We start from the raw sequence: 14,625 nt of genomic DNA, 5'->3' as shown, positions 1-14,625 counted from the left end.
TGGCTCCGCCACATGACCCGCCACCCCGCACGCCGATCGCACGCACCGAACGCCGCTCCTTCTCCCACGGAGATCCATCAGAAGGGCCCTAGGCGTCTCAGGATGCATCCGCACAGCCATTCGGTAATCTCGGTGTTCGGCCGAAATCGCAAGATCTTACGTTTAGGATCGAACTGGCGGTCCCGCAACGGAAGGCTGTTCGATGGACGTTAAAATCGTGCAGGTGAAAATTCACCCTGCCATTGGTGTCGCCCGGGTCGGCAACAGCAATGAAACACCCTTCATCGGCCCGGAATCACCGGACCAGAAACCTGCGGACCTTGGCTCGTACAAGGATGGATCCGGGGCGATCCGGAGGCAGGCCGCACGTTTCCGGGTGTACGGCTACAACGCCGCAGGGGAGGTCGTGCGGGAGCTGAAGCCGGGCGAGGCGGGTGTTTCCGAGATCCAGTGGACGGTGCACCTGGCCAACAAGAAGGCCGCCTGGTACCAGTTCCATGTGCCGCTCGACATCCCCGAGGGCAAGACACTCGCGCCGGAGCAGTACGGCCGGCGAAACGCCGACGTCGTGGACGCCGACCGGAAGAAGCTGGTCATCGACCCCGGAAGCCGCACCGTTCGCGGCTCGATGACCGAGACGCAGAAATTCGATTCCGGCAAGATCATGGACAAGTCGGTGTACCTCGGGGAGATTTCCACCCAATCCGACGGCCGCCTGCTGGTGCTCGGCGGAAGGGGAAACTCCGCCTCCTACAAGAACAGCCCGATTACCGGAGTCGCGAACAACGACACCTGGTACGACGACGTGTCCGACGGCCCGGTGACGGCGAAGGTCCGTATCGACGGCACAGAACTGACCGCCACCCCCGCCTGGGTCGTGGTGGGACCCCCTCACTACGCCCCCGGCGTGAAATCCGTCCGCACCCTCTACGACCTGCTCTTCGATGTCTTCGTCACGGCCGGTTCGCTGACCCGCCCGCCGCAGATTTCGTTTGCCGACCATATTGAACCGATACTGCACCGGTTGTGCGATCTGCAGTGGGTGAACCATGGTTTCGCCACGCAGTTCGGCTGGAACGGTCCCAACTTCTTCCTCTCCCCGGCGATGCGGAAGCGGCTGGCCGATCCTTCCCAGCGGAACCGGGAACTGCGCCGCCAGACGTACGTGGCCCTGCGCGACTACGACCGCGACGGAACGTCCCCGGTGCCGTGGCCGTGGCTCTACGGCGACGCCATGGCCAGCAAGCCCAAGTCCGTGCGTCAGCACGGCAAACTGTCCCCGACCCAGGACTGGATGCTGAGTCGTTGGGCCGACGGCGCCTTCCAGACCGGACCGCTGCGGCAGCCCCGACCGGACGTGGACAGTGCCCCGGTCGCCGAGCAGCCGGGACTGCTGGACCGGGCCGCCCTGGAGAGCTGCGCGGCCGACGCATTCCACCCCGGGTACGAAGTCACCTGGCCCATCAGGACCCCGAGCATGTTCAGCGCGCCCTTCCGCATCAAGCACCGAGCCCCGAACACCGCGGAACCCGACTACGGGCCCACCCTCACCCCGCAGGAAGCGACGGCCGCGAACGGCCCGCTGTTCGCACAAGGGCCCGGCGACCTCACCCGCTGGATGGCCGCCCCATGGCAGGCGGACACCGCGAGCTGCCGCTCCGGCTACGAGGTGCTGGCCAATCTCGGGCCCCGCTACAGCCCGTACCTGCCGACCTTCTGGCCTGCCCAGGTGCCGAACCATGTGCTGAAGCTTGAGGACTTCGAGAAGGTCAACACGCCGTCGGCCGGCGGCGACGACAGCGCCCGCGAGGAGGCGTTCGAGCGGCGGGCGACCTGGCTGCGCGGCCTCACCGGCACCATGAACGAGCAGCGCGCACAGATGATCAAGGACTGGTCGAAGCTCGGCGTCGTCGAGGTGCGCGACTACACCGTGGGCGACGGCAAGTTCCCCGAACGGATCCACGTGGAGTCGCGCCCGGGAGCACCGCTCGACCGGGCACCTGACACGGCGAACCTGGTCAACCTGCAGGTGCCCGAGGCAGGTCCGTCCGTGCTGGCCGCCGCAGGCGGAATCCGGCCGGCGGACAGGCTCGCGCCCGAAACCGTCGAGGCCGGCCATGTGGCACAGGCGGTCAGCGCGGCAGCGGAGGCGACCGGCTACCTCGAGGAGGAGATCGCCGCCGGATACCTCGAAAGACTAGACCCCTTCCACGAGGAGCGGTGAGCCCCGCACTGGCTCCGGGCGCGGAAACCTACGACGTGGTGGTGGCGGGCGGCGGCCCGGCCGGCTGCGCCGCCGCGATCGCACTCGCCGGGGCCGGCCGTACGGTTCTGCTGGCGGACGCCGGCACCGGGCCGCCGAAGGTCGGCGAGACACTCGTGCCCGCCGGGCGGGTCCTGCTCGGTGACCTCGGCGTCGCTGACCGTGTTCTCGGGTCCGGGCACCTGCCCTGCTACGGCAGTCTTTCGGCGTGGGGTTCGGCGGACCTGCACGCCGTGGACTTCATCAACGATCCGCATGGCCACGGCTGGCATCTCGACCGGCGGCTCTTCGACCGGCGGCTGCGCGACGCCTCCCGGGCGGCGGGAGCCGAGGTCGCCGAGGGCACGGCCGTGCGCGGCACGGCCCGGAGGCCGGACGGCGGTTGGACTCTGGCTCTGCACGGCGGGACGGGCCCTGCCGATGCTCCTGGGGCGGGTGGGGAGCGCACGGTGTGCTGCCGCTGGGTGATCGACGCCACCGGCCGCGCTGCCGCGATCGCCGTCCGGTGTGGGGCCCGGCGGTGGGTCAGGGACCGGCTCGCAGCCCTTTACACGCACCTGGAGACGGACCCGCGGGACACCGACCGCCGCTCCCTCGTCGAATCAGACAGGGACGGCTGGTGGTACACCGCCCCACAGCCCTCCGGCAGCCGCCTCGTCGCCTACTTCACCGACACCGACCTGTCTGCCGCGCCGTACACCGCGCGCCACTTTCACCGGCGGTTGTCGGCCACCAGGCACGTGTCCCGGTGGACCCACAGGCACGGGCCCCCGCCTGCGCCACCAGTCGCGCCACGCCGGGCCGCCGCGCACACAGCGCACCTGGACCGGGTGTACGGGGACAGCTGGACCGCCGCCGGGGACGCGGCGATCGCCTTCGACCCGCTCTCCTCCCAGGGCGTCCTCACCGCCCTCTACACCGGGATGAGCGCGGGCCTGGCCGTCGACGCCCACCTGAGTCGTGTGCATCGCGGCGCGGACTCCGGCCTCGCCGCCTACGCGCACAAGGTCGAGGCCGCGCGGACCGCGTATCTGCGGGGCCACCGTCTCGTCCACGCCCAGGAAGCGCGCTGGATCCAACGCACCTTCTGGGCACGGCGCCTGGCCGACTTGCCCGAATCCCCCTTCTGAACGCAGTCGTAGTACCGGTGACGGCCCGCCCACCGACCGATGTGGTCCCTGGACATTGAAGTTCCGACTCGGATCGCCCCACCGGGTCGGGACACTTACCCGCCAGCACCCCGATCGCCGACCGGCTGGCGACTTGGCAGGACGACACTCTGACGGCAGCCTCCGGTGACCGGCGCCCCGACTGTACGGCACGCATGCCCCGCCGACCTGCCACGGATCGTCGAACTGGCCGCCGAGCACACCGCTCGAACGCGCCATGTGGTGCCAGGAGACCGGCGTCACCCCCATCAATGAGCCCGTTCCAACTTCAGGCGACAGCCGGTCGACGCTGTGCCACGGAGGTCTGGTAGACCCTGGCTATGACGTTCTTGGCGGTGGTCGAGGGTGATGCGGGCGGATGGCGCATCGATCGGGATGGTCTGACAGACGCGATCCGTGCCCGGTGGTCCGGGGTCGAGATCGACACGAGGCAACGCAGCGAAGTGCGCAGCCTCATATGGCAGTTCGAGACCGAGAACGGCCCAGGTGAGGCCTATCTGCACGAGAACGGTACCTGCCTGTACATGGACGTCTGGGAGGAAGAAGCGATCTGGTTGGCGATCGTCTTCCGCAGGCTGGCACCCACGGACCTTGACCTGGTGTTCTGCGATGAGGGTTACACCTTCGACGTTCGTCTGCGGGCCGGGACGACGGAAGCCGAGTTGACGGACTTGGTGAATTCTGCCGGTTGATCTCAGCCCGTGGCAGTGAGCTGGAGGACCGGGACGGCTTGGAGGAGGCTCGTGACCCGGGTCGTCGAGCAGCGGAGTTTGCGGAGACGGCACCAGGACTTGAGGGTGGCGATGGCCTGCTCGACCCATGCACGGATCTTCGCGTGGGACCGGTTGACGGCCTGCCGGCCGGTGGAGGGGCTGTTTCATCGGCCGCGGTAAGGGAGACGGACCGTGCCGCCTGCACCCTGGTAGCCCTTGTCTGCCCAGCAGGTGATGTCGCCCTAGGGGAGTGCCTCGATGATGCCGTGCTCGCGCGCGGCCCGGACGTCGTGGACGGCGCCGGCCAAGACTGGGGTGAGCAGGGCCTGTCGGCCTGCGTTCAGGCGCCGCCACCGGGTTCCGAGAGCGCGGCGGTGTTCTTTCAGGCGGGCGGCGAGGAAGCGCAGGGCCGAGCCGGACAAGTTCCACACCGGCGGCCATGCGGCCACGCGAGAGCTGGCTCAACACCTGGACCTGAGGGCGGGCCTGCGTGTCCTTGACGTCGGAAGCGGCCTGGGCGGCCCGGCCCGCCACCTGGCCCAGCACGCGGGCGCCGACGTCACCGGAGTCGACCTCACCGGAGTCGACCTCACCGAGGAGTACGTCGATGTCGCCCGCTGGCTCACCGACCGTGTGGGCCTCACGAGCCGGGTCCGGTTCCAGCAGGGGGACGTGACCGCACTGCCCTTCACCCGGGTGAGCTTCGACCGGGCCTGGATGCTGCACGTGGGCATGAACATCGAGGACAAGGGCCGCCTGTTCACCGAGATCAGCCGCGTCCTGACCGACGGGGGCCTCTTCATCGTCTACGACGTCATGCTCCTCGGCGATCCCGCCCTCGTCCGCTACCCACTGCCGTGGGCCTCGGAGCCCGAACACAGCTTCCTGGCCCGTCCACAGGAATATCGGCCGCTGCTGCGCAAGGCCGGCTTCGACATCGTCGCGGAGCGCGATCACCGCCCGCAAGCCGTCCAGTCGCTTCGCGACGCGGGTGGCGCGCACCACCCGACCAGCACGCCGCACCACCCTGCCGGCGGGGACACCCCTCCGGCCGCGATCAGCGTGGCCATGGGCCGCGACGCATCGACCAAGATCGCAAAGGTGCTCCAGAACATCGAGGAAGATCTTCTTGCTCCGACCGAGCTGATCTGCCGTCTCCGCTGATGTCACGCAGACCGCACCTGGACGGTGGCTACCGCACCTTCATCCTTTGGTCCTTGAGACGTCGTACGGTGCAGGGACCAACGGGTTTGCGTATCGAGTGCGGCCTCGGGCCCCGCTGCCCCACCGACGAGTACTCACAGCACAGGTAGAGACAGGGCGCGTGCGGTAATGAACCGGGGCCGGCCTTGTGCTTCGGCGAGTATCGGCTCGATCGGAGGATTCAGTGTCACTCTGTCACATCTCTGCTCGGCGGTCCGTGCATCGTCCGGAGGAGATTCGTTCGACGGTCGTGCAGGTTGCCTGGAGAGCAATGGCGCCTCCAGGCAACCGATTTGAGTCCTAGAAGAACCCAAGTTTCTTGGGGCTGTACGAAACAAGAAGGTTCTTCGTCTGCTGGTAGTGCTCCAGCATCATCTTGTGTGTCTCGCGGCCGATCCCCGACTGCTTGTAGCCGCCGAACGCCGCGTGGGCCGGGTAGGCGTGGTAGCAGTTCGTCCAGACCCGGCCCGCCTGGATCGCGCGGCCCGCGCGGTACGCGGTGTTGATGTCCCGGGTCCAGACGCCCGCGCCGAGCCCGTACAGCGTGTCGTTGGCGATCTTCAGTGCGTCGTCGAAGTCGTCGAAGGACGTCACCGAGACGACCGGGCCGAAGATCTCCTCCTGGAAGATCCGCATCCGGTTGTCGCCCTCGAAGATGGTCGGCTGGACGTAGTAACCGCCCTTCAACTCGCCGTCGTACTCGATGCGTTCGCCTCCGGTGAGGACCTTCGCGCCCTCCTGCCGGCCGACGTCGAGGTAGGAGAGGATCTTCTCCAGCTGGTCGTTGGAGGCCTGGGCGCCGATCATCGTGTCGGTGTCGAGCGGATGGCCGGGCTTGATGAGGCGGGTGCGGGCCACCGCCGCCTCCATGAACTCGGTGTAGTGGCCGCGCTGGACGAGCGCCCGGGACGGGCAGGTGCACACCTCGCCCTGGTTGAGCGCGAACATCGTGAACCCTTCGAGGGCCTTGTCGCGGAAGTCGTCGTCGTGCGCCCAGACGTCGTCGAAGAAGATGTTCGGGGACTTGCCGCCCAGTTCGAGGGTGACCGGTTTGATGTTCTCCGAGGCGTACTGCATGATCAGCCGCCCGGTGGTGGTCTCCCCGGTGAAGGCCACCTTCGCCACCCGCGGACTGGACGCCAGCGGCTTGCCGGCCTCGACGCCGAAGCCGTTGACGATGTTCACCACGCCGGGTGGCAGCAGATCCGCGATCAGTCCCATCCAGTAGTGGATCGATGCCGGGGTCTGCTCGGCCGGCTTGATGACGACCGCGTTGCCGGCGGCGAGGGCGGGCGCCAGCTTCCAGGTCGCCATCAGGATCGGGAAGTTCCACGGGATGATCTGCGCGACGACCCCGAGCGGCTCGTGGAAGTGGTACGCCACGGTGTCGTCGTCGACCTCGCTCAGCGAACCCTCCTGCGCCCGGATCGCCCCCGCGAAGTAGCGGAAGTGGTCGATGGCGAGGGGAATGTCCGCGGCCAGCGTCTCCCGTACCGGCTTGCCGTTCTCCCAGCTCTCCGCGACCGCGAGCGGTTCGAGGTGGGCCTCCATCCGGTCGGCGATCTCGAGGAGGATGTCGGAGCGCTCCGTCACGGACGTGCGGCCCCAGCCCGGTGCCGCCGCGTGCGCCGCGTCCAGCGCCCGCTCCACGTCCTCCGCGGTGCCCCGCGCGATCTCGGTGAACGGCTGCCCGTTCACCGGCGACGGGTTCTCGAAGTACTGCCCGCGGGCCGGCGGCACGTACGCGCCGCCGATGAAGTGGTCGTAGCGCGCCTGGTAGGAGACGATCGCGCCCTCGGTGCCGGGCGCCGCGTAACGGGTCATGGTGGCCTGCCTCCTTGCAGATGCGCTGCCCGTCGTGGGCAGCTCCGCGCGCAGGCTAGGGAGACGGACGTTGCGCCCCCGTTGCGCCGCAGGTCAGTGCGCCGGAGCCGCCAGCTCCGCCTCCAGCGCCGCCAGCCGGTACCGGACGAGCGCCGTCGGTCGCACCGCCGCGAGCGCCCGCCACACCTCTACGTCGTCCTCGCCCCACGGCGCGTGCGCCCACCGAGCGAGCAGATCGGGATCGCGGCGCGCGATCAGCGCCGACCGCAGGCCGTCCGCCAGCCGTCGCCGCAGCCGTACCACCGCGGGGGCCTGCGACCCCGGCAGCAGCGGTCCCGGATACGCCGCTACGGCCGCCGTCACCGCCCCCGCCTCCAGACGCCGCTCCACCACGGCCGCGTCCGACTCGACCGGAACGGTCAGCCGGTACGGCCGGGACGCCAGCAGTCCTGGACCCAGCAGGCGCCGTAGCCGGGCCAGTTCGGCCCGGGGGGTCACCGGGGTCACCGACTCGTCCTCATAGAGCGCGCAGAGCAGTTCGTCGCCGCTCAGGCCCTCCGGGTGGCCGGACAGCAGCACCAGCAGCTCGCTGTGGCGCCGGCCGAGCCGCAGACGGTGGCCGTCCAGGTGGAGTTCCGCCTCGTCACGGCCGAGTGCCGTCAGCGCCGGTGCCTCGTCGGCCGGGGCCGGCGGATCGAGCAGCGCCAGCTGCGACTCCGCGGCCCGGGCCACCGCCTGCACGAAGCCGAGACTGTGCGGGTGCGCCAGCCGGTCGCCACCGGTGATGTCGACGGCGCCCAGCACCCGCCCCGTGCGCGGATCGTGCACCGGCGCCGCCGCACACGTCCACGGCTGCACCCGGCGGATGAAGTGCTCCGCCGCGAACACCTGCACCGGCCGGTCCACCGCGACCGCCGTGCCCGGCGCGTTGGTACCGACCGCGGCCTCCGACCAGCGCGCACCCGGTACGAAGTTCATCAGGTCAGCCCGCCGCCGGGTCGCCGGATGCCCCTCGACCCACAGCAGCCTGCCGTCCGCGTCGCACACCGCGAGCAGATGCTCGCCGTCCGCCGCGAACGTGCCCATCAGCTCCCGGAACAGCGGCATCACCCGGGCCAGCGGGTGCTCCGCCCGATAGGCCCCGAGATCACCGTCCATCAGCTCCACCCGCGCCGATCCTTCCGGGCCCACCCCGGCCCGCGCCGAACGACGCCACGACTCGGCCACCACGGACCGCACCGGGCGCGGCACGGTGCCCACCGTGGTGAACGTCTCGTGTGCCCGGCGCAGCGCCCGGACGCGCTCGGCAGCGTCGGCCCCCGGCTCCAGGGCCACCCACGGATCGGTCAACTCGTCCTCCTCGGACGGCGATGCGGCTGGGGACATCGTCACGCGGGGTGTTCGCGCCGACAACCGTTTCGACGTTCCTCAGTCGGAGGAATCGAGCGAGGCCAGGCCGACCAGCTTCATGTAGCGGCTCCAGTCCCAGTGCGTGCCCGGATCCGTGTGATCGGTCCCCGGCACCTCGACATGGCCGATCACGTGTTCCCGGTCCTTCGGGATGCCGTATCTCTCGCAGATCGACGCCGTCAGCCGTGCCGACTCCGCGTACAGGAGGTCGGTGAAGTACTCCGGCCTGTCCACCCAGCCCTCGTGCTCGATGCCGATGCTCCGTGTGTTGTAATCCCAGTTCCCCGCGTGCCAGGCGATGTCGGTCTCCCGTACGCACTGCGCGACACGACCGTCCGCCGAGCGCACCAGATAGTGCGCGGACACCCGCTGCTTCGGGTTCCGGAAGGTGGCCAGCGTGCCGGCGTAGGACTGCTGCGCGACGTGGATGATCACACGGTCGATCCGGTACTCGTCAGGGCGCTGCGCCAGGGTGCGGTTCCCGGTGCTCGCCGCCGCCCACTCGGCCCTCGGGTAGTCGACGACCGCGGTGCGGGCGTCCGCGCGGGTCTCGGGAAGCAGCGTGTACGGGACGACGGCGAGGGCCGTGCCGGTGAGGAGCCGTCGCCTGCTGGGAAGCGGTCGTGCCCGGTCCATGGGTTCCTTTCGGAGACGTGTGCTCGCAGCACGGGGCGAGCGGCGGCGGTCACCGGGGCAGGCCGCCGCCGTCTCGCGCAGCCGCGCATGCAGTCCGCGGTAAGTCTCGCGCGCTGGCAGCCACTCCCCGTGGAGCCCGGCCACACACGTGTCGTCGGTGTCGCACACGTCGGCGGGCGGCGATTCCACCGGCTGGGTCGTGTACTGGTGGGCGGCGATTCCACCAGTTGAGTCGCGTACTGGTGGGCGTCGAGTTCCCCCGACCCGTAAGTCGCAGGCGGCCGGCCCAGGCACGTCAGCCGGGCGCGCCCTCGCGGAGGTAGGCGAAGGAACCCGACTTCGCCGCCGCGTGCAGGGCGCGGAGCGTCGGCAGGGACGCCGCGAGCGCCGTGTCCGCCAACTCCGCCACGGGGACCAGAGCGTACCGGTCGTGTTCGTCGCTCAGCCGTACCGCCGTCCCGCCGGTGAAGAGACCGCCGTGGAAGAAGCAGTCCAGAACCGGTCCGGTGCCGAGCACGTCCGCGCGATGGTCGACGCCGATCAGCCGGGGCTCCGGGCCGAGGGCGATGCCCGTCTCCTCCAGCATCTCCCGCCGGGCCGCCGTCCGGGGGTCCTCACCGTGTTCCAGCATCCCGCCGGGCAGCCACCACCTGCCCGACCACGGCTGACCGGGACCGTAGCGCAGCAGCAGGACGCGATCGCGTTCGTCCAGCATGAGCACGCAGGAGGCGATGAGCGCCTGCGGCTGGGTCTTGATCCATTCAGCGCGGGGAACCCACTCGGCCACGCGCACCTCCCCGGAGTCCGACGGAACCTCAGAGGTGACTCCCCGCGGTGCGGTGGTGCTGAACCACCCGCACGGAGGACACGGACCTCGCGAGCGTGGCCGGCTCAGGCCCGTTCCGCCACCGTCGCGGGATCGTCCAGCACCGCCCGGACCACCGAGTGGGCCGCGCCCAGCAGCGGCCCTTCGGGGCCCAGGCGGGAGACGGAGACCGGGCAGGCCGGCCCCGTCGTCCGGTCGGACAGCTCGGCTTCCAGGGACGGCAGGAGCCACGGCGCGAGGCCGGCCAGGGCGCCGCCCAGGACCACCGCCTCGGGGTCGAGAAGGTTGACCGCGCCGGTCAGGGCGATACCGAGAGCCGTACCGGCGTCGTGCAGGGCGCGCCGTACGCCCTCGTGCTCCTCGCCCGCCTCCCGCGCGAGCAGCCCCACCGCGTCGTCGCGGGACTCGAGGCCGGCCGCGCGCAGCACCGCCTCCTCACCCGCGTACTGCTCCAGGCAGCCGCGTCCGCCGCAGGCACAGCGCGGTCCGTCGGGACGGACCGGCACATGGCCGAGTTCGCCCGCGAAACCGCGGTTGCCGCGCAGCAGCTGGCCGTCGACGACGACGGCGGCACCGATACCGATCTCCGCCGACACGTGCAGGAAGTCGCGCGGGGTGGCGTCGCCGAGCCACAGCTCGGCCAGCGCGCCGAAGTTCGCCTCGTTGTCCACCGACAGCGGCAGGCCCGCGGGCAGCAGCGCGCCGAGATCGATGTCGTGCCAGTCGAGGTTCGGGGCGTGCACGACCGTGTGGCCGTCGCGGGCGACCAGACCGGGGACGGCGACCGCGAGACCGGCCGGCCACAGGCCCTCCTGGTCCGCGTCCGCCACGACCCGCCGGACCAGCGCGGTGAGTTCCCCGACCACCGGTCGTGGGTCCCGGCCCCGGTTCGTGCCGTGCCGCACGGCCCGGGCGCGTATCTCCCCGCGCAGGTCCACCGCGCATACGGCGAGATGGTCGACCCCGACCTCCGCGCCGATCCCGGCCGGCCCGCGCCCGCTCACCGCGAGCGCCGAGCCGGGACGGCCCACCCGACTGGGCCGCTCGGGGCCGAGTTCCTCCAGGAGCCCCCAGCGGACCAGCTCGTCCACCAGGGTCGACACCGCCGCCCTGGTCAGCCCGATGCGCGAGGCGACCGCGGCCCGCGACAGCGAACCCTCGGCCCTGACGGCGTGCAGCACGCGCGCGAGGTTGCGCCGGCGCATGCCCTGCTGGGTGTCCGGCAGGGCACGGCCGGTCGCCGTGGTACGGGCCTCGTGCGGCGGTGCGGTCATGCCTCCATCAATCCTTTGGGCTGCGGGGCGGGTCAGCGGTCCTCAGGCGCCCGCTCCAGCAGCGGGGCCGCGTCGGAGAGTACCCCGGAGATCCTGTCCAGCGTCGCGTCGTCCCGCTCCACCGCGTCCAGCACCGGGCCCGCGGCCGTGTCCCAGCGCCGGGCCACCGCCGCCGGGTCCTCCCCGGTCAGCAACCCGGCCGCCTGCGCCGCCGCGCCGAGAGCGACGAGCTCCTTCGCCTCGGGCACCCGCACCGGGCGCCCCGAGAGCCGCCGTACCGTCTCCTGCCAGGCGCGGCCGCGGGCGCCCCCGCCGATCAGGAGCAGCGGGGCGGTCCGGTCCGCGTCCGCGTCCAGGACCAGGTCCAGGGCGCCCAGCAGGGCGTGCACGGCCCCGTCGTAGGCGGCCTGGAGGAGCTGACCGCCGGTGGTGTCGTGGCGCAGGCCGTGCAGCAGTCCGGAGGCGTTGGGCAGGTTCGGGGTGCGCTCGCCGTCCAGGTAGGGCAGCAGGGTGACCGAGGTGCCCGGCTCGACGGCCTCCCGGTCCAGCCCGAGGAGGGCCGCGACCCGGTCGACCGCGAGGGTGCAGTTCAGCGTGCAGGCGAGCGGCAGCCAGTCGCCGTGCGCGTCGGCGAAGCCCGCCACCGTGCCGGTCGGGTCGGCGGGGCGGTGCTTGGAGACGGCGTACACCGTGCCGGAGGTGCCGAGGCTCAGCACCGGGGTGCCGGGACGCAGCCCGAGCCCCATCGCCGCCGCCGCGTTGTCGCCGGTGCCGGGAGCGACCAGGGTGCCTTTGGAGAACGGCAGGTCGTGGCTGTCGCGGACGGTGCCGGCGACCTCGCCGGGCCGCACCACCCGGGGCAGGAACGCCGGATCCAGACCGACGTGGGCGAGGGTCTCCTCGTCGTACGCCTCGGTCGCCGACGCCCACCAGCCGGTGCCGGAGGCGTCACCCCGGTCGGTCGTGCCCTGCCCGGTCAGCCGCTCGGTGAGGTAGTCGTGGGGGAGCCGTACGGACCTGGTCGCACGGATCGCCTCCGGCTCGTGCTCGGCCAGCCAGGCCCACTTGGTGACCGTGAACGACGCGCCCGGCACGCTGCCGGTGCGCTCCGCCCACGCCTTCGGACCGCCCAGCTCCTCGATCAGCCGCCGCGCCTGGGGCGCCGAACGGACGTCGTTCCACAGCAGTGCGGGCCGCACCGGTTCGCCGCGCCCGTCCAGGGTGACCAGGCCGTGCTGCTGCCCGCCGATCGACACGGCCGCCGCCTCGCGCGCCGGCTCCCCGCACTGGCGCAGCGCTTCGCAAAGCGCGTCCCACCACTGACGCGGATCGCTCTCCCGGCCCGCGCCGGAGGACACGGTGTGCGGTGCCTGGCCGCTCGCCACGACCTGTCCGGTGGACGCGTCGACCACCAGCGCCTTGGTGGACTGGGTGGACGTGTCCACACCGACGACGAGCGGACCCTCGGCTGCTGACATCGGGCTCTCCCTTTTTCCGCGTTGCGCGGTCTTCCTGACCTGCGGTTTTCCTGGTTGACCGGGGTGTCGCGACCCGGTTTTCGGCTCTCGGGGACAGGGTGACCCTTCCCAGGGATGCGTCGGCATACTAATTTGTAAACGGCCATGACGAAATAGTCGGCCCGACAGTCGTGCCGACCGACGTCGCGCACCCCCATCACGACAGGCATCAAGCAAGGAGCCGCGGCATGAGCTTCCAGCCCACCCCCGAGGACAGGTTCACCTTCGGCCTGTGGACCGTCGGCTGGCAGGGAAGGGACCCGTTCGGCGACGCCACCCGCCGTGCCCTCGACCCGGTCGAGACCGTCCAGCGCCTGGCCGAGCTGGGCGCCTACGGTGTGACGTTCCACGATGACGACCTCATCCCCTTCGGATCCTCCGACACCGAGCGTGAATCGCACATCAAGCGCTTCCGTCAGGCCCTCGACGCGACCGGCATGACCGTCCCGATGGCCACCACCAACCTCTTCACCCACCCGGTCTTCAAGGACGGCGCGTTCACCGCGAACGACCGTGACGTGCGCCGCTACGCGCTGCGCAAGACCATCCGCAACATCGACCTGGCCGCCGAGCTGGGCGCGAAGACCTACGTCGCCTGGGGCGGCCGTGAGGGCGCCGAGTCCGGCGCCGCCAAGGACGTGCGCAACGCCCTCGACCGCATGAAGGAGGCCTTCGACCTCCTCGGCGAGTACGTCACCTCCCAGGGCTACGACCTGCGCTTCGCCATCGAGCCCAAGCCGAACGAGCCGCGCGGCGACATCCTGCTCCCCACCGTCGGCCACGCGCTCGCGTTCATCGAGCGCCTGGAGCGCCCCGAGCTGTACGGCGTCAACCCCGAGGTGGGCCACGAGCAGATGGCCGGCCTGAACTTCCCGCACGGCATCGCGCAGGCGCTGTGGGCGGGCAAGCTCTTCCACATCGACCTCAACGGCCAGTCCGGCATCAAGTACGACCAGGACCTGCGCTTCGGCGCCGGTGACCTGCGCGCCGCCTTCTGGCTGGTCGACCTTCTGGAGAGCGCCGGTTACGAGGGGCCGAGGCACTTCGACTTCAAGCCGCCGCGGACCGAGGACCTCGACGGCGTGTGGGCGTCGGCCGCCGGCTGCATGCGCAACTACCTGATCCTCAAGGAGCGCGCCGCCGCCTTCCGTGCCGACCCGGAGGTCCAGGAGGCCCTGCGCGCCTCCCGGCTGGACCAGCTGGCCCAGCCGACCGCCGCGGACGGCCTGCAGGCCCTCCTCGCCGACCGTGCGGCCTTCGAGGAGTTCGACGCGGACGCGGTCGCCGCTCGTGGCATGGCCTTCGAGCAGCTCGACCAGCTGGCGATGGACCACCTGCTGGGCGCCCGCGGCTGACACCGGCACGCGCGCGTGCGGGCGATTTCGAGAGGAACGCCTTCACGCGCGCGGCTCGCTTTGTGCTTCCCCGCCCTCCCCGAGGCCGGTTGGTGTGGGAAATGCTCCGGAATCATGCGGTCCACGGCATGAGTCCGTGTCAACTGCCTTGCGGGGATCGCGGGATGACCGGTACCGGGTGACTCTTGGCGGTATGGCCACGCCACCCGTACCGCCCCGACCGCCCGACCCGCCGGAGCACACTCCGCCCCCGGACGGGACCTACGACCCGCCCCCGGACGAGGGCTACGGGCCGCCCTCGCACGGGACCTACGACCTGCCCCCGCACGAGGGCTACCGCCCGCTGTCCGGCGGGGGTTTCGGGCCGCCGTCCGGCACGGACTACGAACCGCTGTCCGGCGGGGGTTTCGGGCCGCCGTCCGGCACGGACTACGA

At 71.1% G+C, this 14,625-nt stretch carries 11 protein-coding genes and 2 pseudogenes; 6 read left to right on the top strand and 7 right to left on the bottom strand.

Annotation, left to right across the window (positions count from 1 at the left end):
- The first annotated feature begins 202 nt into the window (after window positions 1-202).
- The 3 genes from AB0958_RS01110 (at window position 203) to AB0958_RS01100 (ending at window position 4,124) form a co-directional block, all read left to right on the top strand.
- Window positions 203-2,224 (top strand): LodA/GoxA family CTQ-dependent oxidase, encoded by a 2,022-nt coding sequence (locus AB0958_RS01110; RefSeq protein WP_366888162.1) that lies wholly within the window; start codon window positions 203-205, stop codon window positions 2,222-2,224.
- Entirely contained in the window at window positions 2,221-3,393 is a 1,173-nt protein-coding gene (locus AB0958_RS01105) for an FAD-dependent monooxygenase (protein WP_366888161.1), read from the top strand. The genes AB0958_RS01110 and AB0958_RS01105 overlap by 4 nt, the downstream gene beginning before the upstream one ends.
- A gap of 359 nt (window positions 3,394-3,752) precedes the next feature.
- Window positions 3,753-4,124 (top strand): hypothetical protein, encoded by a 372-nt coding sequence (locus AB0958_RS01100; RefSeq protein ID WP_366888160.1) that lies wholly within the window; start codon window positions 3,753-3,755, stop codon window positions 4,122-4,124.
- Between the two features lie 2 nt (window positions 4,125-4,126).
- Here AB0958_RS01100 and AB0958_RS01095 read toward each other — a convergent pair.
- Window positions 4,127-4,594 (bottom strand): annotated as a pseudogene (locus AB0958_RS01095) (transposase family protein).
- Between the two features lie 7 nt (window positions 4,595-4,601).
- Between AB0958_RS01095 and AB0958_RS01090 the strand changes: the two are divergent.
- Entirely contained in the window at window positions 4,602-5,309 is a 708-nt protein-coding gene (locus AB0958_RS01090; RefSeq protein WP_366888177.1) for a class I SAM-dependent methyltransferase, read from the top strand.
- A 339-nt stretch (window positions 5,310-5,648) separates the two neighbouring features.
- On the opposite strand, the gene adh is transcribed toward AB0958_RS01090, so the two are convergent.
- The 6 genes from adh to xylB all read right to left on the bottom strand — a co-directional run bounded on the left by adh (window position 5,649) and on the right by xylB (window position 12,796).
- A complete protein-coding gene (gene adh, locus AB0958_RS01085; protein ID WP_366888159.1) occupies window positions 5,649-7,172 on the bottom strand; it encodes an aldehyde dehydrogenase in 1,524 nt (507 codons plus the stop codon).
- A gap of 93 nt (window positions 7,173-7,265) precedes the next feature.
- Window positions 7,266-8,522, bottom strand: a complete 1,257-nt coding sequence (locus tag AB0958_RS01080) for a GAF domain-containing protein (protein ID WP_366888158.1) — start codon at window positions 8,520-8,522, stop codon at window positions 7,266-7,268.
- 78 nt (window positions 8,523-8,600) lie between these two features.
- A complete protein-coding gene (locus AB0958_RS01075) occupies window positions 8,601-9,218 on the bottom strand; it encodes an N-acetylmuramoyl-L-alanine amidase (RefSeq protein ID WP_366888157.1) in 618 nt (205 codons plus the stop codon).
- Window positions 9,219-9,513: 295 nt separating this feature from the next.
- Entirely contained in the window at window positions 9,514-10,005 is a 492-nt protein-coding gene (locus AB0958_RS01070; protein WP_366888156.1) for an NUDIX hydrolase, read from the bottom strand.
- Between the two features lie 104 nt (window positions 10,006-10,109).
- The gene (locus tag AB0958_RS01065; RefSeq protein ID WP_366888155.1) at window positions 10,110-11,318 is read right to left on the bottom strand and encodes an ROK family transcriptional regulator; all 1,209 of its coding nucleotides are present in this window, start codon (window positions 11,316-11,318) and stop codon (window positions 10,110-10,112) included.
- Between the two features lie 32 nt (window positions 11,319-11,350).
- The gene (gene xylB / locus AB0958_RS01060; protein ID WP_366888154.1) at window positions 11,351-12,796 is read right to left on the bottom strand and encodes a xylulokinase; all 1,446 of its coding nucleotides are present in this window, start codon (window positions 12,794-12,796) and stop codon (window positions 11,351-11,353) included.
- A 227-nt stretch (window positions 12,797-13,023) separates the two neighbouring features.
- Between xylB and xylA the strand changes: the two genes are divergently transcribed.
- A complete protein-coding gene (gene xylA / locus AB0958_RS01055; RefSeq protein WP_366888153.1) occupies window positions 13,024-14,190 on the top strand; it encodes a xylose isomerase in 1,167 nt (388 codons plus the stop codon).
- A 193-nt stretch (window positions 14,191-14,383) separates the two neighbouring features.
- Window positions 14,384-14,625, top strand: a pseudogene (locus AB0958_RS01050) (RDD family protein); the annotation flags it as partial.

The organism is Streptomyces sp. NPDC006655, from assembly GCF_040703965.1.
GTDB lineage: Bacteria > Actinomycetota > Actinomycetes > Streptomycetales > Streptomycetaceae > Streptomyces.
This window is presented reverse-complemented; position numbering and strand designations above follow the sequence as displayed.

What these genes read in the sequence shown, in the direction of transcription:
- AB0958_RS01075 (WP_366888157.1), bottom strand. Translation starts at nt 9,218, where the DNA reads ATGGACCGGGCACGACCGCTTCCCAGCAGGCGACGGCTCCTCACCGGC.
- adh (WP_366888159.1), bottom strand. Translation starts at nt 7,172, where the DNA reads ATGACCCGTTACGCGGCGCCCGGCACCGAGGGCGCGATCGTCTCCTAC.
- xylB (WP_366888154.1), bottom strand. Translation starts at nt 12,796, where the DNA reads ATGTCAGCAGCCGAGGGTCCGCTCGTCGTCGGTGTGGACACGTCCACC.
- xylA (WP_366888153.1), top strand. Translation starts at nt 13,024, where the DNA reads ATGAGCTTCCAGCCCACCCCCGAGGACAGGTTCACCTTCGGCCTGTGG.
- AB0958_RS01065 (WP_366888155.1), bottom strand. Translation starts at nt 11,318, where the DNA reads ATGACCGCACCGCCGCACGAGGCCCGTACCACGGCGACCGGCCGTGCC.
- AB0958_RS01110 (WP_366888162.1), top strand. Translation starts at nt 203, where the DNA reads ATGGACGTTAAAATCGTGCAGGTGAAAATTCACCCTGCCATTGGTGTC.
- AB0958_RS01100 (WP_366888160.1), top strand. Translation starts at nt 3,753, where the DNA reads ATGACGTTCTTGGCGGTGGTCGAGGGTGATGCGGGCGGATGGCGCATC.